This is a genomic window from Lentzea sp. NEAU-D7 (assembly GCF_026242055.1).
Lineage (GTDB): Bacteria > Actinomycetota > Actinomycetes > Mycobacteriales > Pseudonocardiaceae > Lentzea.
Genome location: NZ_JAPJDL010000034.1, coordinates 30,049 through 55,736, shown reverse-complemented (window position 1 = coordinate 55,736; position 25,688 = coordinate 30,049). Strand labels below are relative to the sequence as shown.

The window sequence follows — 25,688 nt, the reverse complement described above, 5'->3', positions numbered from 1 at the left end:
CTAGTCATGTCTCGAGCCGGCCTGGACAAGAACCCCCGCGAGGTAGCCGAGATGTTCGACGGCGTGGCCAAGGGCTACGACCGCACGAACTCGGTCATGACGCTGGGCTTCGACCGCCGCTGGCGGGAGTGGAGCAGGCGCGTCCTCGACGCCCGCCCCGGTGAGAAGGTCCTCGACCTGGCCGCCGGCACGGCGGTCTCCACCGTCGAGTACGCCGCGTCGGGCGCCTGGTGCGTCGCCGCGGACTTCTCCTTCGGCATGCTCGCCTCCGGCTCCCACCGACGGGTCCCGAAGGTGGCGGCGGACGCCCTGCGCCTGCCGTTCAAGGACGACTCCTTCGACGCCGTCACGGTGTCCTTCGGCATCCGCAACTTCAACGACACGGTCGTCGCCCTCCGCGAGATGGCCCGCGTCACCAAGCCGGGCGGCCGCATGGTCATCTGCGAGGTCTCGACGCCGGTCTGGAAGCCGTTCCGCTTCGTCTACATGCGCTACCTGCTCAAACTGCTCCCCCTCATCGCGAAGTTCGTCTCCTCGAACCCCGCCGCCTACTCCTACCTGTCCGAGTCGATGGCGACCTGGCCGGACCAGCGCACGCTCGGCGAGCTCATCTCGCAGGCGGGCTGGGAGGACGTGGCCTGGTTCAACCTGACCGGCGGCATGGTGGCCCTGCACCGCGCGACCAAGCCGAAGCCGAAGGCCGAAGAGGCCGCCGAGTCGTAGCCCGCTCGCCAGCGCAGGGTCGACCGCCCGCATCACCCTCGCAGGGTGACAGTCAGAACGGCAGCCGACCCTTCCGCTGGAACCGGCGCCCGCCAGCGCAACCAGACCCGCGCGGTGCCACCAGGAACCCGCCAACGCACCGCAACCACGTACGAGTCCTGGCGTGGCGATGCGAAGCGAGCCGTGTGAACCTCACGGGCTGGGTAGCGGTGCACTCCGCTCATGGCGATTGGGGCTTTACCTCGAGGGGGCGGGATGCTCCCCTCATGGGCACGGCCGGGCGCTTTTCAGCCCGGCCTTTTCCGGCCGTCCAAGCATCCCGCCAGAGGCTCGAGGTCAAGCCCCAATCGCAACCCCGCGCTTCGTCACTGCCCGCGCGCCCCACCCTCGCAGGGTGACGTGACCGGCCCAACGCGACCCACCCCGCTGGAACGCGACGGACCAGCGCAAGGCACCGCCCGCAACCCCAGCACCCGGAACCCTCAGCAAAGGCCGGTTAGAGTCGCCAGCAGAAGCTGTGACCGGTACACGCAGGGAGTCTGGATGAGCAGGCGCGGGATCAACGAGGACGCCGACGTCATCGTGGTGGGTGCTGGACCGGCGGGCTCGACCGCGGCCACCTACCTCGCCAGGGCGGGCCTCGACGTCCTCCTCCTGGAGAAGAGCACGTTCCCCAGGGAGAAGGTCTGCGGCGACGGGCTCACGCCCCGAGGCGTCAAGCAGCTCATCGACCTCGGCATCGACACCCGCGAGAGCAACGGCTGGCTCCACAACAAGGGCCTCCGCGTCGTGGGCGGCGGCGTGACGATGGAGCTGGACTGGCCGGACCTGGCCACCTTCCCGAACTACGGCGTCGTGCGTCCCCGCATGGACTTCGACGAGATGCTCGCGAACGCCGCGAAGGCGGCCGGTGCGCGCATGCACGAGCACACGACGGTCACCAAGGCCATCGTCGAGAACGGCCGTGTCGTGGGCGTCGAGGCCAAGCAGGGACCTGAGAAGAACCCGGTCACCTACCGCGCGCCCATCGTCGTCGGCTGCGACGGCGTGTCGGCGAGGCTCGCGCTGAGCGTCGGCCTGCAGAAGGACGACGACAAGCCCATGGGCGTGGCGGTCCGCCGCTACTACAACAGCCCGCGCACCAAGGACGACTACCTCGAGTCGCACCTCGAGCTGTGGGCCCCGGACGGGCAGCTGCTGCCCGGTTACGGCTGGATCTTCGGCATGGGCGACGGCAGCGTGAACGTCGGCCTGGGCATCCTCAGCACGTCGAAGGCCTACGGCACCACCGACTACCGCCAGCTCCTGCGCAGCTGGCTGGACGGCACGCCGGAGGAGTGGGGCTTCCGCGAGGAGAACGCGACCAGCCGGATCGGCGGCGCCGCGCTGCCCATGGGCCTCAACCGCAAGCCGCACTACCGGGCGGGCATGGTGCTCGTCGGCGACGCCGGCGGCATGGTCAACCCGTTCAACGGCGAGGGCATCGGCTACGCCATGGAGTCGGCGAAGATCGCGTCCGAGTCGATCGTCCAGGCCCTCGCGCGCACCGGCGTCAACCGTGAACGGGCGCTGCACGGCTACCCGGTCCGCATCGAGGAGGCGCTCGGCAGTTACTACCGGCTCGGGAACGTCTTCTCGAAGCTCATCGGCAACCCGGCGATCATGCGGACCGCAACGAAGTACGGAATGCCGCGGAAACGCCTGATGAAACTCGTGCTCAAGCTACTCGCGGGCCTCTACGACCCCAAGGACGGCGACTCAATGGACCGTCTGATCGTGGCCGCCACGAAGCTCGCTCCCAGCGCGTAAATTACTCCGAATAGGTGACGGCACCGGCTCAATACGAGCCGGTGCCGTTTCGCATGTGTCGGGCAAGTTAAACGCCCAGGTCAGACCCTGTGATCCAGGTCATTTACAGGCGTTCTACACTGGCGAGCGAGCTTGTGAATCACTTCACAACAGTGTGATCAAGCTTGTGAACTGTTTCACAAGCGTTTGTTAGGTTCGCCTAACAAACGTGTCGTAGAACAACACCCTTAGGGTGCGGGCGACCGCGAGGAAAGGACGACGGAGCGTGCTTGACCCTTACCTCCCCCTCGTATTGATGTTCGCGCTCGCCGGGGCGTTCGCGCTGTTCTCGGTGACCGCGGCTCCCTACATCGGACCGCGCCGCTACAACAAGGCGAAGCTCGACGCGTACGAGTGCGGCATCGAGCCGAGCCCGCAGCCGGTCGTGGGTGGTGGGCGCATGCCCGTCGCCTACTACCTGACGGCGATGCTGTTCATCTTGTTCGACATCGAAATGGTCTTCCTCTACCCGTTCGCCGTAGCGGCCGACAAGCTCGGCCTGTTCGGGCTGGTGGAGATCGTCCTGTTCGTCGCCACGGTCGGCTTCGCGTACGTCTACGTGTGGCGTCGCGGCGGCCTCGACTGGAACTGAGGAAGTCATGGGTCTCGAGGAGAAGCTCCCGAACGGCATCCTGCTGGTCAGCGTCGAGAAGCTGGTCAACTGGACCCGCAAGTCCTCGCTCTGGCCTGCCACCTTCGGCCTGGCCTGCTGCGCCATCGAGATGATGACGACGGGTGGTCCGCGGTACGACCTGGCCCGCTTCGGCATGGAGGTCTTCCGGGCCTCACCGCGCCAGGCGGACCTGATGATCGTGGCCGGCCGCGTCACCAACAAGATGGCGCCGGTGCTGCGGCAGATCTACGACCAGATGCCCGAGCCGCGCTGGGTGCTGGCCATGGGCGTGTGCGCCAGCACTGGCGGCATGTTCAACAACTACGCGGTGGTGCAGGGCGTCGACCACGTCGTGCCCGTCGACATGTACCTGCCGGGCTGCCCGCCGCGGCCGGAGATGCTGATGGACGCGATCCTCAAGATCCACGCCAAGATCATGGACGAGCCCCTGGGCGCCGTGCGCGCCAAGGCACTCGCCGACTCGGGCTACCGCACCGATCTCATCCCGTCCTCCGAGCGTTTTGCGAGGAAGAAGTGACCGAGCCAGGGGGAGAGCACTCCAGCGTCAACCGCGCGGGAGAGGATCTCGAGAAGACCAACCCGACCGAGGCGAAGGCGAAGGCGCCGATCCTCGCGGGCAAGGAGCGCCAGGGCCTCTTCGGTGTCACCGGCTCCGGTGACACGTCCGGCTTCGGTGGCCTGCGCCTGCCCGCCCACGTGGCTGCTCCGTCCGAGCGCCCGTTCGGCGGTTGGTTCGACGAGGTCGCGGACGAGCTGTTCGCCGCGATCGCCGACAAGGGCCTGCCCGCCGACACGGTGCAGCAGGTGACGGTCGACCGCGGCGAGATCACCTTCTACCTCAGGCCGGAGACGCTGCTGGAGGTCGCGCGCATCTGCCGCGACACCCCGTCCCTGCGCTTCGAGCTCTGCAGCTCGGTCTCCGGTGTCGACTACGGCGCCGACGTGCCGCAGCGCCTGCACTCGGTCACGCACCTCACGTCGATGACGTACCGCCGCCGCATCCGGCTGGAAGTCGCCGTCGACGTCGAGCACCCGCACGTGCCGAGCCTCGTCGAGGTCTACCCGACGGCGGACTGGCAGGAGCGCGAGACCTGGGACATGTTCGGGATCATCTACGACGGTCATCCCGGACTGACCCGCATCCTCATGCCGGACGACTGGGACGGCCACCCCCAGCGCAAGGACTACCCGCTGGGCGGCATTCCGGTCGAGTACAAGGGCGCGGAGATTCCTCCGCCGGACCAGAGGCGGTCCTACTCATGACCGAGCGACTTTCCGACGTCACCACCGGCACCAACACCAGTGCGACCGGCAGCGACAGCACGGACGACGTCGACACCCGCACGCGCACCGACGCCGAGATCGCGGAGTCGCGCCGGACGACCGAGGGCACCGTCTACACGGTGACCGGCGGCGACTGGGACGAGGTGCTCGCGGACGCGGTCCACGACGAGCGCATCGTCATGAACCTCGGCCCGCAGCACCCCTCGACCCACGGCGTGCTCCGCCTGGTCCTGGAGCTCGAGGGCGAGACGGTCACCCACGCCCGCAGCGTGATCGGCTACCTGCACACCGGCATCGAGAAGAACGTCGAGTACCGGAACTGGGTCCAGGGCGTCACGTTCGTCACGCGCACCGACTACCTCGCGCCGCTGCACCACGAGGCCGCGTACTGCATGGCCGTCGAGAAGCTGCTCGGCGTCGCGGTGCCGGACAAGGCGCAGGCGATCCGCGTGCTGCTGATGGAGATCAACCGCATCAGCTCGCACCTCGTCGCGCTCGCCACCGGCGGCATGGAGCTCGGCGCCCTCACCGGCATGACCTCCGGCTTCCGCGAGCGCGAGGAGGCCCTGCACCTGTTGGAGCACCTCACCGGCCTGCGGATGAACCACGCGTTCATCCGGCCCGGCGGCCTCGCGCAGGACCTGCCGGCCGACGCGGTCGAGAAGATCACCGCGTTCGTCGAGGTCATGGAAAAGCGGCTGCCGGACTACGACAAGCTGCTCACCGGCCAGCCGATCTGGCGCAACCGCCTCGCGGGCGTGGGCTACCTGCCCGTCGACGCGTGCCTCGCGCTCGGCATCACCGGCCCGATCCTGCGCTCCGCCGGCCTCGCCTGGGACCTGCGCAAAATCGAGCCGTACAGCGGTTACGAGAACTACCAGTTCGACGTGCCGACCTCGAACGCGGCGGACTGCTTCGCGCGGTACCTGCTGCGCCTCGAGGAGATGCACCAGTCGCTGCGGATCATCAAGCAGGTCGTGAAGAGCCTGCCGACCGGTCCGGTGATGGTCGAGGACGCGAAGATCGCGTGGCCGGCGCAGCTCACGATCGGCAGCGACGGCATGGGCAACTCGCTCGAGCACGTCCGCAAGATCATGGGCCAGTCCATGGAGTCCCTGATCCACCACTTCAAGCTGGTGACCGAGGGCTTCAAGGTTCCGCCGGGCCAGGTGTACGTGCCGGTCGAGTCGCCGCGCGGCGAACTCGGCTACCACGTCGTCTCCGACGGCGGCACGAGGCCGATGCGCGTGCACCTCCGCGAACCGAGCTTCGTGAACCTCCAGTCGATGCCCGCGATGTGCGAGGGCGGCATGGTCGCCGACGTGATCGCGGCCGTCGCCTCGATCGACCCCGTGATGGGTGGTTGCGACCGATGACTCAGGCACAGGAAACCGCTTTTGACCAGTCCACTGTGGACAGGGCGCAGGCGATCATCGCCCGCTACCCGCAGTCCCGCAGTGCGCTGCTCCCGATGCTGCACCTCGTGCAGTCGGTCGAGGGCTACGTCTCCCAGGACGGCATCCGGTTCTGCGCCGGACAGCTCGACCTGAGCGAGGCCGAGGTCAGCGCCGTCGCGACGTTCTACACGATGTACAAGCGCCGCCCGTGCGGTGAGCACCTGGTCAGCGTGTGCACGAACACGCTGTGCGCGGCCCTGGGCGGCGACGAGATCTACTCGACGCTCAAGAGCCACCTGGGTGTCGGCCACGAGGAGACCGCGGGCGAGCCGGGCACGCCGGGCTCGATCACGCTGGAGCACGCCGAGTGCCTCGCCGCGTGCGACCTCGGCCCGGTGCTCCAGGTCAACTACGAGTTCTACGACAACCAGACGCCGGAGAAGGCCCTGGGACTCGTGAAGGCGTTGCAGTCGGGGGAGAAGCCCGCCCCCACGCGCGGTGCCCCGCTCACCGACTTCAAGCAGGCCGAGCTCCAGCTCGCCGGCTTCTTCGAGGGTCGCGACGCCGACCTCGAAGGCCCGTCGGCGGCGCCGGAGACGCTCGCCGGTGCGCAGATCGCCAAGGAACGCGGCTGGGACGCGCCCCGGATGCCGTCCAACGCCGAATTCCCCGCCCTGCCGGAAAAGAAGTAGGGGAACACCCATGGTTGACCCGCTGACTCCTGTTCTCACCAAGCGCTGGACCGAGCCCAGGTCCTGGACCATCGAGACCTACGAGCGCACCGGTGGCTACACCGCCCTGCCCAAGGCGCTGAAGGCCCACCCGGACCAGCTCATCCAGCAGTGCAAGGACTCCGGACTGCGCGGCCGCGGCGGCGCGGGGTTCCCCACCGGCATGAAGTGGGGCTTCATCCCGCAGGGCGACGGCAAGCCGCACTACCTCGTCATCAACGCCGACGAGGGCGAGCCGGGCACCTGCAAGGACATCCCCACGATGATGGCGGACCCGCACTCGCTGATCGAGGGCGTGATCATCACGTCGTACGCGATCCGCGCGAACTTCGCGGCGATCTACGTCCGCGGCGAGGTCCTGCACTGCATCCGCCGCCTCAACGCGGCGGTGCGCGAGGCGTACGCCAAGGGGTACCTGGGCAAGGACATCCTCGGCAGCGGGTTCGACCTCGACGTGGTGGTCCACGCCGGCGCCGGCGCGTACATCTGCGGCGAGGAGACCGCGCTGCTCGACTCGCTGGAGGGCCGTCGCGGCCAGCCGCGGCTCAAGCCGCCGTTCCCCGCGACCTCGGGCCTCTACGCGTCGCCCACCGTGGTGAACAACGTCGAGACCATCGCGTCGGTTCCCTTCATCGTCAACGGTGGCGCCGACTGGTTCCGCGAGATGGGTCGCGACCGCTCACCCGGTCCGAAGATCTACTCGCTGTCCGGCCACGTCACGCGGCCCGGCCAGTACGAGGCGCCGATGGGCACCACGCTCCGGCAGCTGCTGGAGATGGCCGGTGGCATGAAGGACGGCATCCCGCTGAAGTTCTGGACGCCGGGTGGCTCGTCCACCCCGCTGTTCACGGCGGAGCACCTCGACGTGCCGCTGGACTTCGAGGGTGCCGCCGAGGCCGGCTCGATGCTGGGCACCACCGCCCTGCAGATCTTCAACGAGACCGTGTCCGTGCCGTGGGCCGTCATGAAGTGGACGGAGTTCTACAAGCACGAGTCGTGCGGCAAGTGCACGCCGTGCCGCGAGGGCACGTACTGGCTCGTGCAGATCCTGCAGCGGATGGTGGCCGGGAACGGGACGGCGAGCGACATCGACACGCTGCTCGACGTCTGCGACAACATCCTCGGCCGCTCGTTCTGCGCGCTCGGTGACGGTGCCGTCAGCCCGATCACCAGTGGCATCAAGTACTTCAAGGACGAGTTCCTGGCGCTGTGCGACCAGAACTCCAAGGTCCTGGCTGGAGCGAACGCATGACCATCGCCCCTGACAAGCCCACCGAGGCCGAGGTCGTCGTGCCCGAGGGGCACGTCAAGCTCGTCATCGACGGCGAGACCGTCGTCGCGCCCAAGGGTGAGTTGCTGATCCGCACGGCCGAGCGCCTCGGCACGGTCATCCCGCGCTTCTGCGACCACCCGCTGCTGGAGCCCGCGGGCGCCTGCCGCCAGTGCCTCGTCGAGGTCGAGATGGGCGGCCGGCCGATGCCGAAGCCGCAGGCCTCCTGCACGATGACGGTCGCGGACGGCATGGTCGTGAAGACCCAGCTGACCTCGCCGGTCGCGGACAAGGCCCAGCAGGGTGTGATGGAGCTGCTGCTCATCAACCACCCGCTGGACTGCCCGATCTGCGACAAGGGCGGTGAGTGCCCGCTGCAGAACCAGGCGATCGCCCACGGCCGCAGCGACTCCCGCTTCCACGAGCACAAGCGGACGTTCCCGAAGCCGATCAACATCTCGACGCAGGTGTTGCTCGACCGCGAGCGCTGCGTGCTCTGCCAGCGCTGCACCCGGTTCTCCGCGCAGATCGCCGGCGACCCGTTCATCGAGCTGCTGGAGCGCGGTGCGCTGCAGCAGATCGGCACGGCGCCGGAGAAGCCGTTCCAGTCGTACTTCTCGGGCAACACGATCCAAATCTGCCCGGTCGGCGCTCTCACCTCGGCGGCCTACCGCTTCCGCGCCCGGCCGTTCGACCTCGTGTCGACGCCGAGCATCTGCGAGCACTGCTCGTCGGGGTGCGCCGAGCGCACGGACTGGCGGCGCGGCAAGGTGCAGCGCAAGCTCGCCGGTGACGACCCGCAGGTCAACGAGGAGTGGATCTGCGACAAGGGCCGGTTCGCCTTCCGCTACGCCACCGCCGAGGACCGCATCAAGCGGCCGCTCGTGCGGGACAAGGAGAGCGGCGAGCTGCGCGAGTCGTCCTGGACCGAGGCGCTGCGGGTCGCGGCCGAGGGCCTGACGGCGGCTCGCGACGCGAACGGCGTCGGTGTCCTCACCGGTGGCCGGCTGACCGTCGAGGACGCCTACGCGTACTCGAAGTTCGCCCGGATCGCGTTGCACACCAACGACATCGACTTCCGCGCCCGGCCGCACAGCGCCGAGGAGCTGGAGTTCCTGTCCGGTACCACCGTGTTCACCAACCCGGACAACGGCGTCACCTTCCAGGGCATCGAGAAGGCACCGGCCGCGTTGCTGGTCGCGTTCGAGCCCGAGGAGGAAGCGCCGATCGTCTTCCTGCGCCTGCGCAAGGCGGCTCGCAAGGGCACCACGAAGGTCTTCCACCTCGGCCAGTTCACGACCCCGGCCGTGGAGAAGACGTACGGCACGCTGCTCGCCTGCGTCCCCGGTGCCGAGGCCAACGCCATCAACGCGTTGCCGGAGCACGCTTCCGACGTCGTCGAGCTGCTGTCCAAGCCCGGTGCGGTGATCCTGGTCGGCGAACGCGCCGCCGCGATCCCCGGCACGTTCACCGCGGTCGCCCGCCTGGCCGAGCGCACGGGCGCCCAGGTCGCGTGGATCCCCCGCCGTGCCGGTGAGCGCGGCGCGCTCGCGGTCGGTGCCACGCCGAACCTGCTGCCCGGCGGCCGCCACGTCGCGAACGCCACCGCGCGCACCGAGGTCGAGCGCACCTGGGGCGTCGAGGAGGGCTCGCTGCCCGCGACGCCCGGCCGCGACACCACGGGCATCCTCGAAGCCGCCGCGAACGGCGAGCTGTCCGGTCTGCTGATCGGCGGCGTCGACCCGTTCGACCTGCCCGACCCGCGGCTCGCGGAGAAGGCGCTGGCAGCGGCCGGTTTCATCGTGAGCCTGGAGCTGCGGCCGAGCGCGGTCACCGCGCACGCGGACGTCGTGCTCCCGATCGCCCCGGCGGTCGAGAAGTCCGGCAGCTACCTCAACTGGGAGGGCCGCCGCCGCGAGTTCGGCACGACCCTCGACGGCACCAGCGCCCTGCCGGACTGCCGCGTGCTCGACACCCTCGCGGTGGAGATGGACGCGGACCTGTTCACGCAGACGCCCGCCGCCTCGGCCGCCGACCTGGCCCGTCTGGGCGAGGGCACGCCGAGCGGTTCCTCGCTCAACGTCGCGGCGCCGCTGGTCTCCCCGGCCGGCCCCGGCAAGGCCGTGCTCGCCACGTGGCACCGCCTGATCGGCAACGGCTCGCTGCAGGTGGACGAGCCGCACCTCGCCGGCACGGCCCGCCCGGTCGTCGCGAAGATCGCGGAGGCCACCGCGCAGCAGTTCGGCCTCGTGTCCGGCGGGTACGTGACGGTCTCCACCGAGCGTGGCGCGATCACGCTCCCGGTCGAGACCGACGACCTGCCCGAGGGCGTCGTCTGGCTGCCCACCAACTCGGGTGACGTGACCGTCCGGGCCACTCTCGGCGCGGGCCACGGCTCGATCGTCTCCGTCAGCGGAGGAACGTCATGACCCAGCAGTTCGTCGCAGCGGAGATCGGCGAGACCGCCAAGCTCCTCGCGGACGACCCGATCTGGCTCGTCCTGGTCAAGGTCGTCGCGATCTTCGCGTTCCTCGTGGTCATGACGCTGTTCATGATCAACTGGGAGCGCAAGGTCGTCGCGCGGATGCAGCACCGTCCCGGTCCCAACCGGGTCGGCCCGAACGGCTGGCTGCAGTCGCTCGCGGACGGTCTGAAGCTCGCGTTCAAGGAGGACATCCGTCCCGTCCTCGCGGACAAGTGGGTGTTCTTCCTCGCGCCGGTGATCTCCTGCATCCCCGCGTTCCTCGCGTTCTCGGTGATCCCGCTCGCGGGCGAGGTCAACCTGTTCGGCGAGCAGACCGCGCTGCAGCTCGTCGACCTCCCGGTCGGCGTGCTCGTGGTGCTGGCCTGCTCCTCGATCGGCGTCTACGGCATCGTGCTGTCCGGCTGGGCCTCCGGCTCGCCGTACCCGCTGCTCGGCGCGCTGCGGTCGGCCGCGCAGGTGATCTCCTACGAGATCGCGATGGGCCTGTCGATCGTCGCGGTGATCATGTTCACCGGCTCGATGTCGACCGGTGACATCGTCGGCGCGCAGGCGACCACCGTGCTCGGGTTCGCGCCCGGCTGGTTCGGCCTCCTGCTCTTCCCCAGCTTCGCGATCTACGTCGTGTCGATGGTCGGCGAGACCAACCGCGCCCCGTTCGACCTCCCCGAGGCCGAGTCGGAGCTCGTCGGTGGTTTCCACACGGAGTACAGCTCGCTGAAGTTCGCGCTGTTCTTCCTCGCCGAGTACGTCAACATGGTCACCGTCTCGGCGCTCGCGACCACGCTCTTCCTCGGCGGCTACCACGCCCCGTGGAGCGGCGAGTTCATGAACACCGGCTGGTGGGGCCTGCTCTGGTTCATCATCAAGACGCTGGGCTTCCTGTTCATCTTCATCTGGCTGCGCGGCACGCTGCCCCGCATGCGCTACGACCAGTTCATGCGCCTGGGCTGGAAGGTGCTGGTCCCGACCAGCCTCGTCTGGATCATGGCCGTCGCGGTCATCCGCACCGGCGCGATCCAGCAGCTCTCCACGGCGCAGCGGCTCATCGCGCTGGGCGTGGTCGTCGGCCTCGTGCTGCTGGTCTCGTTCCTGCTGCCGGACAAGAAGGTCCAGGACACCAAGGGCGTTCCGCTCGCGGGTTCCGGCTTCCCCGTGCCGCCGCTCGACCTCGTCGTTCCCAAGGCCGCGCCCAAGCGCAAGGTCAAGGTCGCCAACATCCCCGCGGACAAGGCAGCCGTCACCACCGGTAAGGAGGCTGAGTAGGGATGTTCGAGTCCCTGAAAGGCTTCGGCGTCACCTTCGGCACCATGTTCAAGAAGGTGGTGACGGAGGAGTACCCCGAGGTCAAGAAGGTGACCGCGCCGCGGTTCCACGGTCGTCACCAGCTGAACCGGCACCCGGACGGGCTGGAGAAGTGCGTCGGCTGCGAGCTGTGCGCGTGGGCCTGCCCGGCGGACGCGATCTTCGTCGAGGGTGGCGACAACACCGAGGACGCGCGTTACTCGCCCGGTGAGCGCTACGGCATGGACTACCAGATCAACTACCTGCGCTGCATCGGCTGCGGCCTGTGCATCGAGGCGTGCCCGACCCGTTCGCTCACGATGACGAACGAGTACGAGCTCGCCGACGACAACCGCCAGGACCTGATCTTCACCAAGGAAGACCTGCTCGCTCCGCTGCTGCCCGGCATGGAGCAGCCGCCGCACCCGATGCGGCTGGGCAACAACGAGAACGACTACTACGTGAACGGCCCGCAGCTCGCGAAGGAGGCCGGGCAGTGAGCCTCCTGACCTTCCTCGCGCAGCAGCAGCCGGAACCGGTGCAGCGCGTGGTCGACACCGTCACCACGGGCGAGGCGATCACGTTCTGGGTGCTCGGCCCGCTCGCGCTGGCCGGTGCGCTCGGCATGCTCTTCGCGCGCAACGCGGTGCACTCCGCGCTGTGGCTCGTCGTGACGATGCTCAGCCTCGGTGTGCTGTACATGGTCCAGCAGGCGCCGTTCCTCGGCTTCGTGCAGATCATCGTCTACACCGGCGCGATCATGATGCTGTTCCTGTTCGTGCTGATGATGGTCGGCCGCGACAGTTCGGACTCCGTCGTCGAGGTGATCCGGGGCCAGCGCCTCGCGGCCGCGTTGCTCGGCATCGGGTTCGCCGTGATCCTGGTCGGCTCCGTCGGCCGCGCGCTCACCTCGGTCGAGCCGCGCGGTCTGGCCGAGGCGAACACCACGAACGGCGGCAACGTCGGCAACATCGGCCAGAAGCTCTTCACGGACTACCTGTTCGCGTTCGAGCTCACGTCGGCGCTGCTCATCACCGCCGCACTCGGCGCGATGATCCTGGCCTTCGTCGGCCGCGACGGGAAGCCCGCCAAGAAGACGCAGAAGGAACTGGTCGAGGAGCGCTTCCAGGACGGCACGCGGGTCGGCTCGCTGCCCGGCCCCGGCGTCTTCGCCACCGCCAACTCGGTGGCCACCCCCGCCCTGCTGCCCGACGGCACCGTGGCGGAGGAGTCGCTGTTCGAGGTCATCGAGGCGACCGACAGGTCCACGCTCTCGGACGACGTCGCCGACGTGGCCGGCACCGGGCACGTGGCCGACGCGCACGCGCTCAAGGGAAGTGAGTCGTGACTCCCACGTACTACCTGCTGCTGTCGGCACTGCTGTTCAGCATCGGCGCCGTCGGCGTCCTGGTGCGCCGCAACGCCATCGTGGTGTTCATGTGCGTCGAGCTCATGCTCAACGCGGTCAACCTGAGCCTCGTGACGTTCGCGCGGATCAACGGCTCGCTCGACGGTCAGGTGATGGCGTTCTTCGTGATGGTCGTCGCCGCGGCGGAGGTCGTCGTCGGCCTCGCGATCATCATGTCCATCTTCCGGACGCGTCGCTCGGCCTCGGTCGACGACTCGAACCTGCTGAAGTACTGAGGGGTCACCGGTGACGGAACCTGTTGTCGCCAGCGGGGTCGCGAGCTTCGCCTGGTTGTTGCTCGCGCTGCCCGCGTTCGGTGCGGCGGTGCTGTTGGTCAGTGGCAGGCGCGCCGACAAGTGGGGCCACCTGCTCGGCAGCGCCACGCTGCTGGCGTCGTTCGGCTACGCGCTCGCGTTGTTCTTCTCCACGCTCGGCGTCTCGAACCCCGAGGAGCGGGTGCAGAACCTGCACCTGTTCAACTGGATCGACGTCAACGCGCTGACCGTCGCGTTCGGACTGCGGCTCGACCCGCTGTCGCTGACGTTCGTGCTGCTGATCACCGGTGTGGGCTCGCTGATCCACATCTACTCGATCGGCTACATGGCGCACGAGGAAGGCAGGCGGAAGTTCTTCGCCTACCTCAACCTCTTCGTCTCGGCGATGCTCCTGCTGGTGCTGGGCAACGGCTTCGTGACCCTGTACTTCGGCTGGGAGGGCGTCGGTCTCGCCTCGTACCTGCTGATCGGCTGGTACCAGTACAAGCCGGAAGCGGCATCGGCGGCCAAGAAGGCCTTCCTGATGAACCGCGTCGGTGACCTGGGCCTCGCGATCGCGATCTTCCTGATGTTCAACAGGCTCGGGACGACGCAGTACACCGAGGTCTTCAGCCGCGTCAGCGAGTTCTCCTCGGCCGAGGTCCTCGCGATCACGCTGCTGCTGCTCCTGGGTGCCTGCGGCAAGTCCGGTCAGTTCCCGCTCCAGGCCTGGTTGCCGGACGCGATGGCCGGCCCGACCCCGGTGTCCGCCCTGATCCACGCGGCGACGATGGTCACCGCGGGCGTGTACCTGATCGCCCGCTCCAACCCGCTCTACAACCTGAGCGAGGACGGCCGCCTGGTCGTCATGATCATCGGTGGCGTCACGCTGCTGATCGGTTGCATCATCGGTTGCGCCTACGACGACTTCAAGAAGGTCCTGGCGTACTCGACGGTCTCGCAGATCGGCTACATGATCCTCGCGGTGGGCCTCGGCCCGATCGGTTACGCGCTCGGCATCATGCACCTGCTGACGCACGGCTTCTTCAAGGCCGGTCTCTTCCTCGGTGCCGGTTCGGTCATGCACGGCATGAACGACGAGGGCAACATCCGCCGGATGGGCGGGCTCTATAAGTTCCTGCCGATCACCTTCGTCACCTGGACGCTCGGCTACCTCGCGCTGATCGGCATCCCGCCGTTCGCGGGCTACTTCTCGAAGGACGCCATCATCGCGGCGGCGTTCGGCGCGGAGGGCTGGCGCGGGTACGTCTTCGGCGGTGTCGCACTGCTCGGTGCCGCGCTGACCGCGTTCTACATGACGCGCCTGCTGATCCTGGTCTTCCTGGGCAAGCCCCGCTGGAAGGAGCTGAAGGCGGAGAACGGCAAGGACTACCACCCGCACGAGTCCCCGCTGACGATGACCGTCCCGATGATCATCCTCGCGGTCGGCTCCGTCGCCGGTGGCTGGTTCCTCTCCTCGGGCGGACGTCTGGCCGGCTGGCTGGAGCCGTCGCTCGGTGAGCTGCAGGAGTCGCACGGCGTCATCTCGCACGGCATGGTCGGGATCCTGACCGTGGCGCTGTCGCTGCTGGGCGTCGGCCTCGCGTGCCTGCTCTTCCTGCGCGGCAAGCAGCCGGTCGAGCGTCCGGCGCGCGTGTCGTTCCCGGTGCGCGCGGCTCGTGCGGACCTCTACGGCAACGCACTGAACGAGGCCCTCTTCGCGCGGCCGGGCACCTGGCTCACCCGCGCGCTGGTGTACCTCGACCTGAAGGGCGTCGACGGTCTGGTCAACGGGACCGCGGCGCTGCTCGGCGGTAGCTCCGGCCGGTTGCGCAGGCTGCAGACCGGGTTCGTCCGCTCCTACGCACTGTCCATGCTGCTGGGCTCGATCTTCGTGCTCGGAGCGCTCCTGGTGGTGAGGTTCTCGTGACCTGGGTTCTGATCGCACTGCTGGTGGTGCCGCTGGTCGGCGCGCTGGTGGTGGCGTTCCTGCGCAAGGACGACAAGAAGGCCAAGCTCGTCGCGCTGGCGTTCTCGCTCGTCGAGCTCGTGCTCGCGGTTCTGCTGTGGACGGCCTACGACCCGGGAGGCGACCGCATCCAGCTCGCCACCGGCGTGGACTGGATTCCGGCGTTCGGCGTGCGGCTGCAGTTCGGCATCGACGGCATCGCGCTGGTGATGATCGCGGTCATCGCGCTGCTGATCCCGCTGGTGATCGGTGCCGGCTGGACGGAGAAGCTGCCCGCCGGCCGTTCGCAGGGCGGGTACCTCTCGCTGATCCTCATCCAGGAGGCCGTGACGGTCGCGGTGTTCGCCGCCACCGACGTCTTCCTGTTCTACGTGCTCTTCGAAGTCATGCTGATCCCGATGTACTTCCTGATCGGCGGCTACGGCGGCGCGCGCAGGCAGTACGCGGCGGTCAAGTTCTTCCTGTACTCGTTCCTCGGCGGCCTGATCATGCTGGCCTCCGCGATCGGCGCGTACGCGATGGCGTCGGACGAGCTCGGCAAGGGCACGTTCGACTGGGCGACGCTGGTGACCGTGGTCCGCGACGCCGACTCGACGACGCAGACCTGGCTGTTCCTCGGCTTCTTCCTGGCGTTCGCGATCAAGGCGCCGCTCGTGCCGTTCCACACCTGGCTGCCCGACGCCGCGGCCGAGGCGCCCATCGGCGTCACGGTGATCGTCGTCGGCATCCTGGACAAGGTCGGCACGTTCGGCATGCTGCGCTACCTGCTGCCGATGTTCCCGGAGGCGTCGAAGAACCTGGCGCCGTTCGTGCTCGTGCTCGCGGTGGCCGGTGTCCTCTACGGATCGCTGCTCGCCACGGGCCAGCGGGACATGAAGCGGTTCCTGGCCTACGTCTCGATCGCCCACTTCGGATTCATCGCGCTCGGCATCTTCTCGTTCACGTCGCAGGCGGGCGTGGGCTCGGTGTCGTACATGCTCAACCACTCGATCTCGACCGGCATGCTGATCCTGGTGGTCGGCATGGTGATCGCGCGCGGTGGTTCGTCGCTGATCGCCGACTACGGCGGTATGTCGAAGGTGGCGCCGCTGCTCGCGGGCATGCTGCTGCTGGCGGGTCTGACCACGCTGTCGCTGCCGGGCACGAACTCGTTCGTCTCGGAGTTCCTGGTGCTGATCGGCTCGTTCCCGACCCAGCCGGTGTTCACGATCATCGCGACGGTCGGCATGGTGCTCGCGGCGCTCTACGTGCTGTGGCTCTACCAGCGGATCATGACCGGCCCGCTGCGCGGCGACGCGCTCGTGGCCGCGGCCGCCGGTCCGGGCGCCGTCGGCGACCCGGAGAAGAAGACCACCATCGGCGACCTCACCAAGCGCGAGATCGCCGTGCTGGCACCGCTCGTTGTCATCGTGCTGGCACTCGGGTTCTACCCGCAGCCGGTGCTCGACGTCATCACCCCGACTGTGGGGGCGACGCTGACCGAGGTCGGCGTGACCGACCCGGTCACCGTGCAGGAAGGCAAGTGACGTGAACCTTCTCGTCGCTCAGGCGCAACAGATCGAGGCGCCGGAGATCGATTACGGCGCCATCGCGCCGCTGCTGATCGTGCTCGGTGCGGCGTGCATCAGCGTGCTGCTGGAAGCGTTGCTGCCCAAGCACCAGCGGTGGGCCGTGCAGCTCGTGCTCACGCTCGTGGCGCTGGTCGGTGCCGTCGGCTCGCTGATCCTCTACGCGACCTCGGAGCGTCCCGAGCAGGGCGTGGCGACGCTGGCGGGGGCGATCGCGGTCGACTCGCCGTCGCTGTTCCTGTGGGCCACGTTGCTGGTGCTGGGCTTCGGCTCGGTGCTGCTGATCGCCGATCGCTCGGTGGAGCCCGGTGGCGCGTTCGTGGCGCAGGCCGCGATCCGTCCCGGCACCGTCCAGGACCGCGCTCAGGCGACGAAGACCGGCATGCAGACCGAGGTCTTCCCGCTCACGCTGTTCGCGCTCGGCGGCATGATGACGTTCGTCGCGGCGAACGACCTCCTGACGATGTTCATCGCGCTGGAAGTCCTGTCGCTGCCGCTGTACCTGCTGTGCGGCCTGGCTCGCCGCCGTCGCCTGCTCTCGCAGGAAGCGGCCGTGAAGTACTTCCTGCTCGGCGCCTTCGCGTCCGCGTTCTTCCTCTACGGCGTGGCCCTGCTGTACGGCTACGCGGGTTCGGTGAAGCTCTCGGCCATCGCGACCGCCGCCGGCGGTACGGACCGTTCCGACACGCTGCTGTTCGCGGGCTTCGGCCTGCTGGTGGTGGGCCTGCTGTTCAAGGCCGCCGTCGGCCCGTTCCACGCCTGGACCCCGGACGTGTACCAGGGCGCGCCGACGCCGGTGACGGCGTTCATGGCCGCGTGCACCAAGGTCGCCGCGTTCGGCGGCATCCTGCGCGTGCTCACGGTGGCGTTCGAGAACACGCAGTGGGAGTGGCGTGGCGTGCTCTACGGCGTCGCGGTCGTCTCGATGGTGATCGGCGCGATCCTCGGCCTCACCCAGACCGACGTGAAGCGCATGATCGCGTACTCCTCGGTGGCGCACGCGGGCTTCCTGCTGATCGGCTCCATCGCCCTGACGCCGGAAGGCGACGCTCCGGGCGTGAGCGCGACCATGTTCTACCTGCTGGCGTACGGCTTCACCACGATCGCCGCGTTCGGCATCGTGTCGCTGGTCCGCAACTCGGACGGCGAGGCGACGCACCTGTCGCAGTGGGCGGGTCTCGCGAAGCGGTCGCCGATCGTGGCGGCCACCTTCACGTTCCTGCTGCTGGCGCTGGCCGGCATTCCGCTGACGTCCGGCTTCATCGGCAAGTTCGTCGTGTTCAGCGCGGCGATCGACGCCGGCCTGACGCCGCTCGTGGTGATCGCCCTGGTGGCCTCGGCCGTCGCGGCGTTCTTCTACCTGCGGGTGATCGTGCTGATGTACTTCAGCGACCCGGCTCCGGACGGCCCGACCGTGACGGTGCCCGGTGCGTTCACCACGATCGCGATCACGTTGGGTGCCGTGGTGACCCTGGTGCTGGGTTTGTGGCCCACCTTCGTGCTCGATTGGGCGGGTACCGGCTCCTTCCTCAGCTAGGTGTACGTAGTCTGCTGGTGTGACCAGTAGCGAGCATGAGGGACCGGGGTTCGCGTTGGTGGACCCCGTGCTCACCGAGGTAGTCCAGGACGGCCTGGCCGAGGTGGAGCGCATCCTGCACGACGTCGTGCAGAGCGAGTTCCACCCGGTCACGGAAACCTCGCTTCACCTTGTGGAGGCGGGCGGAAAGCGGATCCGCCCGCTCTTCACACTGCTCGCATCGCAGTTCGGCGCCGACTGGGACCGGGAGAAGGTCATCAAGGCGGCCGCTGTGGTCGAGCTCACCCACCTCGCCACGCTCTACCACGACGACGTCATGGACGAGGCGACGATGCGGCGCGGAGCGGTCTCCGCGAACGTCAAGTGGGACAACAGCATCGCGATCCTGACAGGCGACTTCCTCTTCGCCCACGCGTCCCGGCTGACGGCAGACCTCGGCACGGACGCGGCGCGGATCATCGCGGAGACCTTCTCGGTCCTGGTGACCGGTCAGATGCGCGAGACCGTCGGCCCGCAGCCCGGCGAGGACGCGATCTCCCACTACCTCAGGGTCATCGAGGAGAAGACCGGCGTCCTGATCGCCACCGCGGCCAGGTTCGGCGGCATGTTCTCCGACGCGACCGAGGAGCAGACGGACGCGCTGCGCCACTACGCCGAGGTGATCGGCGCGGCGTTCCAGATCTCCGACGACGTCATCGACATCGCGTCGCCGTCGGTCGAGTCGGGCAAGACCCCCGGCACCGACCTGCGCGAAGGCGTGAAGACGCTGCCGATGCTCTACGCGCTGGCGGATCCGTCCGAGACGCGCCTGGCCGAGCTGCTGGCCGGACCGATCACGGACGACGAGCTGGTGGACGAGGCCCTCGGCCTGCTGCGCAAGTCCTCCGGCATGGACAAGGCCCGCGAGACCCTCGACGACTACGCGGACCGGGCCCGCACGGAGCTGGGCAAGCTGCCCGAGTGCGCCGCGCGCAACGCCCTGGAAGAGCTCGCCACCTACGTCGTGGAGCGCTCTCGCTGACGATCAGCTGACCGGCGCGAGCGCCTGCTTGCGCCGGTTCCGCACCGCGTCGACCGTGAAGATCGCGAGGGCCAGCCACACCAGGGCGAACCCGACCCACCTGCTGGCCGGCATCGGCTCGTGCACGACGAACACGCCCCAGGCGAACTGCAGCACCGGAGCGAGGTACTGCAGCATGCCCATCGTGATCAGCGGAATCCGCTGCGCGCCCGCGCCGAACAGCACCAGCGGGATCGCCGTGACGATGCCGGTGCTCAGGATCAGCAGGGTGTGGCCGGTGCCTTCGCTGGTGAAGGTGTTCGCGCTGCCGAGGACGAGCAGGTAGACCACCGCGAACGGCATGATCACGACGCTCTCCGCGGTGAGGCTCGTGATGGCGTCCAGCGGGACTTTCTTCTTCAGCAGTCCGTAGACGCCGAACGAGCAGGCGAGGATCAGCGAGATGATCGGCAGCCTGCCGTAGTCGACGGTGAGCACGATCACAGCGACGATCACCACAGCGATCGCTACGGTCTGCGGCAACCGCACGCGTTCCTTCAGGAAGATCATTCCGAGCGCCACGCTCACCAGTGGCGTGATGAAGTAGCCGAGCGCCGCTTCCACGACGTGGTGGCTGTTGACCGCGTAGATGTAGGTGCCCCAGTTCACCGTGATCAACGCGGCTGCTGCGGTAACGATCAGCCAGCCTTTTCCTGATAGTTCGAGGAAAGGCCGCCACCGTCGGAGGATCATGACGACGATGGCGAGCGTGACGAACGACCAGACGATCCGGTGTGCGAGCACCTCGACCGGCTGGGCGGGTACGAGGAGTGGCCAGTACGCCGGGAACAAGCCCCAGAGGACGTAGGCGAGTGCGCCGTACGTGAGCCCTCGCCCCTGGGTGTGAACTTCTGGCGAAGTGGTGGCCGAGGTTGTCAGAGGGGGCACAAAATCCCACTCTACGCTGGGCTTTCCGCCCGTTATTTGCGCTGAACGGCGTAGTGACGGAGCATCATCAAAGGCACTGTAGTTTGGCCGTGCTCACCCTTCCGAGTGAGTGGTCGGTGTGGTCGTAGAAGGGGCTTACCCGTGAACATCTTCGGGCAGGTCTGGCTGTGGAGCCTGCTGTCCTTCGTTGCGGGAGTACTGCTCACCTGGTTGGTGATGGTGCGCCCCGCACGCAAGCAGATTGCCGACCTGGATGATCAACTTCTCGACGCGCGCCGGAGCGCCGCGCCGGTTGCGGCGTCCAGCACCGTCGACGACTTCGTGGTCGACGAGTGGGACGCACCGCCGCCGCGGTCGCTGAGCGACGAGGTGCTGACGCCGCCCACGGCCGCGCCGGCACTGCCTCCCGCTCCCGCGCCGTACCAGGAGCCGCCCGCCTACTTCGGCGAGCCCGTGCCGGCTCCCGCTCCGCCGCCGCTCCACGTGCCGCCGCTCCCGGTCGTCGAGGAGCCCGTGCAGGCGTCTCGCGAGCAGGACGAGCAGGGCCCGTTCGAGCACACGCCGCACGAGCAGGAGTCGTTCGAGCAGGAGTCGTTCGAGACGACCACCTTCGAGGCCCAGCCCGAGGCGGAGGAGGAGCCGGCCGCGCAGGTCCGCCACTACCTCGAGCCCGAAGAGGCGCAGCGCCGCTTCGAGGAGCAGCTGGCCGAGCAGAAGGCACGCGCCGACGCCGAGGACGACCGCCCGCGCTCGCTGTTCGAGCGACTCGGGCCGGGGGAGGTCCCCGCCGAGACGCCGGCCGAGCAGACGACGGTCCTGTCGCAGTCCGGCCTGGAGGCCGCGGACTTCGACGAGGAGCCCGAGCTCCCGGCCGAGCAGACGTCGCACGTGCACCAGGTCGCCGAGCCCGGTGCGCCGGCCCGCGTGCCGACCGCGGGGCCCGAGGTCGACGAGCAGTCCGACGACTTCATCTACCAGCCGCGCGAGGTCTGGGCGCAGGACGAGCCCGAGACGTACCTCGACGAGGCAGCCGAGCAGGAGGACGAGCCCACCGGCACCCGCTCCGAGCAGACGACGTTCATCGCCGTCGAGGAGAGCAGCTGGCCGGACAACGACCTCACCGGCGAGTACCCCGGCCTGCGCGACGAGATCTCCGGCCAGCTGGACGGGTTCACCGAGCCGCGGTCCGAGGCGGAGCCGGAGTCCCCGGCCGAGCAGACCGGGCTGATCGAGCCGATCGTCGAGCCGGTGGACCTGGACGCGCCGAGCGTGCGCAACGGCGTCTTCGAGTCGACGCTGCCCGAGGAACAGCGGCACGCCGAGCAGGAGCAGGAGCGGTACACCGAGCAGGAGTCCGAGCAGGAGTCCGAGCCGGAGCGGGAGCCCGCGCACGAGCGTCACGAGGAGCCCGAGCGGGTCTTCGAGGAGTTCGTCGAGCCCGAGTACACCGGGTCGTTCTCCCAGCCGTTCATGACCCCCGGTGCCCCGCCGCCCGCGCCGTTCTCGGCGTTCGAGCCGCGGGTGGAGTCCGAGGAGCCCCAGGAGCGCTCGGTCCGTGCCGTCGGTGCCGCGTTCTCCCACGGGACCGAGGCCCCCGCCGCACCGGCTGCCCCGGCCGCGCCGGTCGCCGAGCGCCCGCGTTCGCTGTTCGAGCCGCTGCTCGACGCCGACGAGCCGTTGCCGGCGCTCGGCCAGACCCGCACGCTGCCGGACACGAGCAACGACCAGCCGTTCGTGCCGAAGTTCGTGCCGAGCGACGAGCCGCTGCTCGCCGCCCCGCCCGAGCCGGAGCCCGAGCCCGTCGACCTGCCGCAGCGCCACACCGAGGCGGGCCTGCCCATCCGCGAGGCCCGGCGCACCACGCCGCAGCGCCAGCAGAGCTTCCCGGCGTTCTCGGCGTTCGAGCAGCCGAAGCAGGAGGCCCCGCCCACGCCGTCGCTCCCGCAGCGCCCGCGTCCGGTCGGCTTCTCGCCGTCCACCGGCGGCCGCCCGAACGGGACGCCCGCGGGCTCGCCGCCGGCGCGGTTCCAGCAGCCGGAGGGCTTCAACCCGCGCTCGCCGTTCGGTCCCGGCTCGGTGCTGCCGAAGTCGGACGGCCACGCGCCGGCCGCGGACTTCTCGGTGAAGGCCACGCTCACCGGCCGCCGCTACTACAGCGAGGGGTCGGCGAACTTCGGCGACACCCGCGCGGACGTGTGGTTCCGCACCGAGGCCGACGCGGAGAAGGCCGGGTTCCGCCCGGCTCCGTGAGCTCGCACCAGAGGCGACAAAAAGGCCCCCACCGCGTTCGGTGGGGGCCTTTCAGCTGTTCCGGGGTCAGCCGACCACGGTCCAGGTGTCCTTGCCGTGCAACAGCTTGCTGAGGTCCGCGGCCTTGCTGGCCTTGGCCTCGTTGACCTGCGCGCGCACTCCGTCGTCGTACGTCGTGCGGTCCGCACGGCGGAACACGCCCGTGACGGTGTGCGTGAGGTCCTGCGTCGACAGCCGCGAGAGCGCGAACGACAGGTTCAGGTCCGACGCGTCGTGCACGACGATGTCGCTCGCGTCCACGTCCGCGGACTTGGCGACCGCGAGCCCGAAGCCCTCGCGGACCACGCAGTACTCGCCCTCGCGACCGAACCGGATCGGCTCGCCGTCGACGACGTTGATGATCCGCCTCTGTGCCTCGTCCGCGTCCTTCAGCACGTCGAACGCGCCGTCGTTGAAGATCGGGCAGTTCTGGTAGATCTCGACGAGCGCCGAGCCGCGGTGCTCCGCCGCCTGGCGCAGCACCGACGTGAGACCGGCCTTGTCCGAGTCGAGCGCCCGGCCCACGAAGGAGGCCTCCGCGCCCAGTGCCAGCGACACCGGGTTGAACGGGTGGTCGAGCGACCCGAGCGGGGTCGACTTGGTGATCTTGCCTTCCTCGGAGGTCGGCGAGTACTGGCCCTTGGTGAGGCCGTAGATCCTGTTGTTGAACAGCAGGATCTTGAGGTTCACGTTGCGGCGCAACGTGTGGATCAGGTGGTTGCCGCCGATGGACAGCGCGTCACCGTCACCCGTCACCACCCACACGCTCAGGTCCGGCCGCGCCACGGCGAGACCCGTGGCGATGGCCGGCGCACGGCCGTGGATGGAGTGCATGCCGTAGGTGTTCATGTAGTACGGGAAGCGGGACGAGCACCCGATGCCCGAGACGAACACGATGTTCTCGCGCTTGAGACCCAGCGACGGCAGGAACGACTGCATGGTGTTGAGCACGATGTAGTCGCCACAGCCGGGGCACCAGCGGACTTCCTGGTCGGACTTGTAGTCCCTGGCCGTCTGCTTCTCGTCGGTGGTGGGTACCCCGGTCAGGCCGGGGATTCCGAGGTCGATCGCGGTCACGCCGACACCCCCTTGATCACGTCAGCGAGCACGTCCTGCAGCTCCTCCGCCTTGAAGGGAAGGCCCTGCACCTTGGTGTAGGACACGGCGTCCACCAGGTACTTCGCCCTCAACAGCAACGCCAGCTGCCCCAGGTTCATTTCCGGCACGATGACCTTCTCGTACGACTTCAGCACGTCACCCAGGTTCTTGGGGAACGGGTTGAGGTGCCGCAGGTGCGCGTGCGCGACCGGGAGGCCGAGCTTGCGGACCCGCCGTGCCGCGGCGCCGATCGGGCCGTAGGACGAACCCCAGCCGACGACCAGGACCTTCGCGTTGCCGTCCGGGTCCTCGACCACGACGTCCGGCACCTCGATGCCGTCGATCTTGGCCTGGCGCAGGCGAACCATCTTGTCGTGGTTCTCCGGGTCGTACGAGATGTTGCCCGTGACGTCCTGCTTCTCCAGACCGCCGATGCGGTGCTGCAGGCCGGGAGTGCCCGGCACGGCCCACGGCCGCGCCAGCGTCTCCGGGTCGCGGGAGTACGGCTGGAAGTTCTCCGGGTCGGTCGCGAACTCGACCGTGAGGTCGGGCAGCGTCTCGACGTCGGGGATCATCCACGGCTCGGAGCCGTTCGCGATCGCGCCGTCGCTCAGGAACAGCACCGGGGTGCGGTACTTCAGCGCGATCCTGGTCGCGTCGACCACGGCGTCGAAGCAGTCCGAGGGGGACTGCGGCGCCACGATCGGCACGGGCGACTCGCCGTTGCGGCCGAACATCGCCTGCAGCAGGTCGGCCTGCTCGGTCTTCGTCGGCAGACCGGTGGACGGGCCACCGCGCTGCACGTCGATCACGAGCAGCGGCAGCTCGGTCATCACGCCGAGACCGATGGTCTCGGACTTCAGCGCGATGCCGGGGCCGGACGTCGACGTCACGCCGATGGCACCGCCGTAGGACGCGCCGAGGGCGATGCCGATGCCCGCGATCTCGTCCTCGGCCTGCACCGTGGTGATGTCGAAGTTCTTGTGCTTGCTCAGCTCGTGCAGGATGTCCGACGCCGGCGTGATCGGGTACGTGCCGAGCACGACGGGCAGCTTCGCGAGCTGGGCCGCCGCGACGATGCCGTACGCCGTCGCCGTGTTGCCGGTGATCTGGCGGTAGGTGCCGACGTTGAGCTTCGCGGGCGCCACCTCGTAGGTGACGGCGAAGGCCTCGGTCGTCTCGCCGTAGTAGAAGCCGGCGCGGAACGCCAGGACGTTGGCCTCGGCGATGTCCGGCTTCTTCGCGAACTTCTCGCGCAGGAACCGTTCCGTGCCCTCGGTCGGCCGGTGGTACATCCACGACAGCAGGCCGAGCGCGAACATGTTCTTCGCGCGTTCAGCGTCCTTCTTGCCGAGACCGGTCTCTTCGAGGGCGCCGATGGTCAGCGTCGCCATGGCGACCTTGTGGACCTGGAACCTCTCGAGCGAGTCGTCCTCGAGCGGGTTCGAGTCGTACCCGACCTTCGTCAGGTTCCGCTTCGAGAACTCGTCGGTGTTGACGATGAGGATGCCGCCGTCCGGCAGGTCGACGACGTTCGCCTTGAGCGCGGCGGGGTTCATCGCGACGAGGACGTCGGGACGGTCGCCGGGCGTCAGGATGTCGTAGTCGGCGAAGTGCAGCTGGAACGACGACACACCGGGCAGGGTCCCCTGTGGTGCGCGGATCTCGGCGGGGAAGTTGGGCTGCGTGGCGAGGTCGTTGCCGAACGCCGCCGCTTCCGACGTGAACCGGTCTCCGGTGAGCTGCATGCCGTCACCGGAGTCGCCGGCGAAGCGGATCACAACGCGATCCAGCTTGCGGGTCTCAGTGCTCATTCCTACGCCGATACCTCTCTCCAAGGGTGGCCGTGCCCCACCACGAGGGTAGTCGCCAGGACCGCCTGCGAGACGGGCCGTGTACCACCAGGCGAGACGAACTGTCCCACCTGCCGCAACGGGTCCTTAACTCAACGGTAAGCACAGCAC

The 25,688-nt window shown here is 68.7% G+C and carries 21 protein-coding genes; 18 read left to right on the top strand and 3 right to left on the bottom strand.

Annotated elements, in window-relative coordinates; all coding sequences use genetic code 11:
- Nucleotides 1-6: 6 nt before the first annotated feature.
- The 17 genes from ORI60_RS42060 to ORI60_RS41980 all read left to right on the top strand — a co-directional run bounded on the left by ORI60_RS42060 (nt 7) and on the right by ORI60_RS41980 (nt 19,410).
- Entirely contained in the window at nt 7-723 is a 717-nt protein-coding gene (locus ORI60_RS42060) for a demethylmenaquinone methyltransferase (protein WP_266043577.1), read from the top strand.
- A gap of 543 nt (nt 724-1,266) precedes the next feature.
- Nucleotides 1,267-2,532, top strand: coding sequence for a geranylgeranyl reductase family protein (locus ORI60_RS42055; protein WP_266043576.1), 1,266 nt, complete (start codon nt 1,267-1,269; stop codon nt 2,530-2,532).
- Nucleotides 2,533-2,797: 265 nt separating this feature from the next.
- Nucleotides 2,798-3,163 (top strand): NADH-quinone oxidoreductase subunit A, encoded by a 366-nt coding sequence (locus tag ORI60_RS42050; protein WP_030478224.1) that lies wholly within the window; start codon nt 2,798-2,800, stop codon nt 3,161-3,163.
- A 7-nt stretch (nt 3,164-3,170) separates the two neighbouring features.
- Nucleotides 3,171-3,722 carry a NuoB/complex I 20 kDa subunit family protein gene (locus tag ORI60_RS42045; RefSeq protein ID WP_090013186.1) on the top strand — a complete coding sequence of 184 codons (552 nt, stop codon included), beginning with the start codon at nt 3,171-3,173 and terminating at the stop codon, nt 3,720-3,722.
- Entirely contained in the window at nt 3,719-4,468 is a 750-nt protein-coding gene (locus ORI60_RS42040) for an NADH-quinone oxidoreductase subunit C (protein ID WP_266043575.1), read from the top strand. Before ORI60_RS42045 ends, ORI60_RS42040 begins: the two co-directional genes overlap by 4 nt.
- A complete protein-coding gene (locus ORI60_RS42035) occupies nt 4,465-5,865 on the top strand; it encodes an NADH-quinone oxidoreductase subunit D (protein ID WP_266043574.1) in 1,401 nt (466 codons plus the stop codon). The genes ORI60_RS42040 and ORI60_RS42035 overlap by 4 nt, the downstream gene beginning before the upstream one ends.
- Nucleotides 5,862-6,578, top strand: coding sequence for an NADH-quinone oxidoreductase subunit NuoE (nuoE, locus tag ORI60_RS42030; protein WP_266043573.1), 717 nt, complete (start codon nt 5,862-5,864; stop codon nt 6,576-6,578). Before ORI60_RS42035 ends, nuoE begins: the two co-directional genes overlap by 4 nt.
- Before the next feature lie 10 nt (nt 6,579-6,588).
- Nucleotides 6,589-7,869 carry an NADH-quinone oxidoreductase subunit NuoF gene (gene nuoF / locus ORI60_RS42025; protein WP_266043572.1) on the top strand — a complete coding sequence of 427 codons (1,281 nt, stop codon included), beginning with the start codon at nt 6,589-6,591 and terminating at the stop codon, nt 7,867-7,869.
- Nucleotides 7,866-10,316, top strand: a complete 2,451-nt coding sequence (locus ORI60_RS42020) for an NADH-quinone oxidoreductase subunit G (RefSeq protein WP_266043571.1) — start codon at nt 7,866-7,868, stop codon at nt 10,314-10,316. Before nuoF ends, ORI60_RS42020 begins: the two co-directional genes overlap by 4 nt.
- 23 nt (nt 10,317-10,339) lie before the next feature.
- Nucleotides 10,340-11,635: an NADH-quinone oxidoreductase subunit NuoH gene (gene nuoH, locus ORI60_RS42015; RefSeq protein WP_266043614.1), complete on the top strand. Its 1,296-nt coding sequence runs from the start codon at nt 10,340-10,342 to the stop codon at nt 11,633-11,635.
- Between the two features lie 2 nt (nt 11,636-11,637).
- On the top strand, nt 11,638-12,153 hold the full coding sequence (nuoI, locus tag ORI60_RS42010) for an NADH-quinone oxidoreductase subunit NuoI (protein ID WP_266043570.1): 516 nt from the start codon (nt 11,638-11,640) through the stop codon (nt 12,151-12,153).
- A 5-nt stretch (nt 12,154-12,158) separates the two neighbouring features.
- Nucleotides 12,159-13,001, top strand: a complete 843-nt coding sequence (locus ORI60_RS42005) for an NADH-quinone oxidoreductase subunit J (RefSeq protein ID WP_266043613.1) — start codon at nt 12,159-12,161, stop codon at nt 12,999-13,001.
- Nucleotides 12,998-13,297, top strand: coding sequence for an NADH-quinone oxidoreductase subunit NuoK (gene nuoK / locus ORI60_RS42000; RefSeq protein WP_030473209.1), 300 nt, complete (start codon nt 12,998-13,000; stop codon nt 13,295-13,297). The genes ORI60_RS42005 and nuoK overlap by 4 nt, the downstream gene beginning before the upstream one ends.
- A 10-nt stretch (nt 13,298-13,307) precedes the next feature.
- Nucleotides 13,308-15,245: an NADH-quinone oxidoreductase subunit L gene (gene nuoL, locus ORI60_RS41995; protein WP_266043569.1), complete on the top strand. Its 1,938-nt coding sequence runs from the start codon at nt 13,308-13,310 to the stop codon at nt 15,243-15,245.
- A complete protein-coding gene (locus ORI60_RS41990) occupies nt 15,242-16,810 on the top strand; it encodes an NADH-quinone oxidoreductase subunit M (protein WP_266043568.1) in 1,569 nt (522 codons plus the stop codon). Before nuoL ends, ORI60_RS41990 begins: the two co-directional genes overlap by 4 nt.
- 1 nt (nt 16,811) lies before the next feature.
- The gene (gene nuoN / locus ORI60_RS41985; protein WP_266043567.1) at nt 16,812-18,389 is read left to right on the top strand and encodes an NADH-quinone oxidoreductase subunit NuoN; all 1,578 of its coding nucleotides are present in this window, start codon (nt 16,812-16,814) and stop codon (nt 18,387-18,389) included.
- Between the two features lie 19 nt (nt 18,390-18,408).
- Complete coding sequence (locus tag ORI60_RS41980) at nt 18,409-19,410, top strand: polyprenyl synthetase family protein (RefSeq protein WP_416234587.1); 1,002 nt, start codon at nt 18,409-18,411, stop codon at nt 19,408-19,410.
- 3 nt (nt 19,411-19,413) lie between these two features.
- Here the strand turns inward: ORI60_RS41980 and rarD are convergent, their stop codons facing one another.
- On the bottom strand, nt 19,414-20,337 hold the full coding sequence (gene rarD, locus ORI60_RS41975) for an EamA family transporter RarD (RefSeq protein ID WP_266043566.1): 924 nt from the start codon (nt 20,335-20,337) through the stop codon (nt 19,414-19,416).
- A 141-nt stretch (nt 20,338-20,478) separates the two neighbouring features.
- On the opposite strand from rarD, the gene ORI60_RS41970 reads away from it, so the two are divergent.
- Nucleotides 20,479-22,587 carry a hypothetical protein gene (locus ORI60_RS41970; protein ID WP_266043565.1) on the top strand — a complete coding sequence of 703 codons (2,109 nt, stop codon included), beginning with the start codon at nt 20,479-20,481 and terminating at the stop codon, nt 22,585-22,587.
- Nucleotides 22,588-22,653: 66 nt separating this feature from the next.
- Here the strand turns inward: ORI60_RS41970 and ORI60_RS41965 are convergent, their stop codons facing one another.
- Nucleotides 22,654-23,703 carry a 2-oxoacid:ferredoxin oxidoreductase subunit beta gene (locus ORI60_RS41965; RefSeq protein WP_266043564.1) on the bottom strand — a complete coding sequence of 350 codons (1,050 nt, stop codon included), beginning with the start codon at nt 23,701-23,703 and terminating at the stop codon, nt 22,654-22,656.
- On the bottom strand, nt 23,700-25,538 hold the full coding sequence (locus ORI60_RS41960) for a 2-oxoacid:acceptor oxidoreductase subunit alpha (protein ID WP_266043563.1): 1,839 nt from the start codon (nt 25,536-25,538) through the stop codon (nt 23,700-23,702). The genes ORI60_RS41965 and ORI60_RS41960 overlap by 4 nt, the downstream gene beginning before the upstream one ends.
- Nucleotides 25,539-25,688 lie beyond the last annotated feature (150 nt).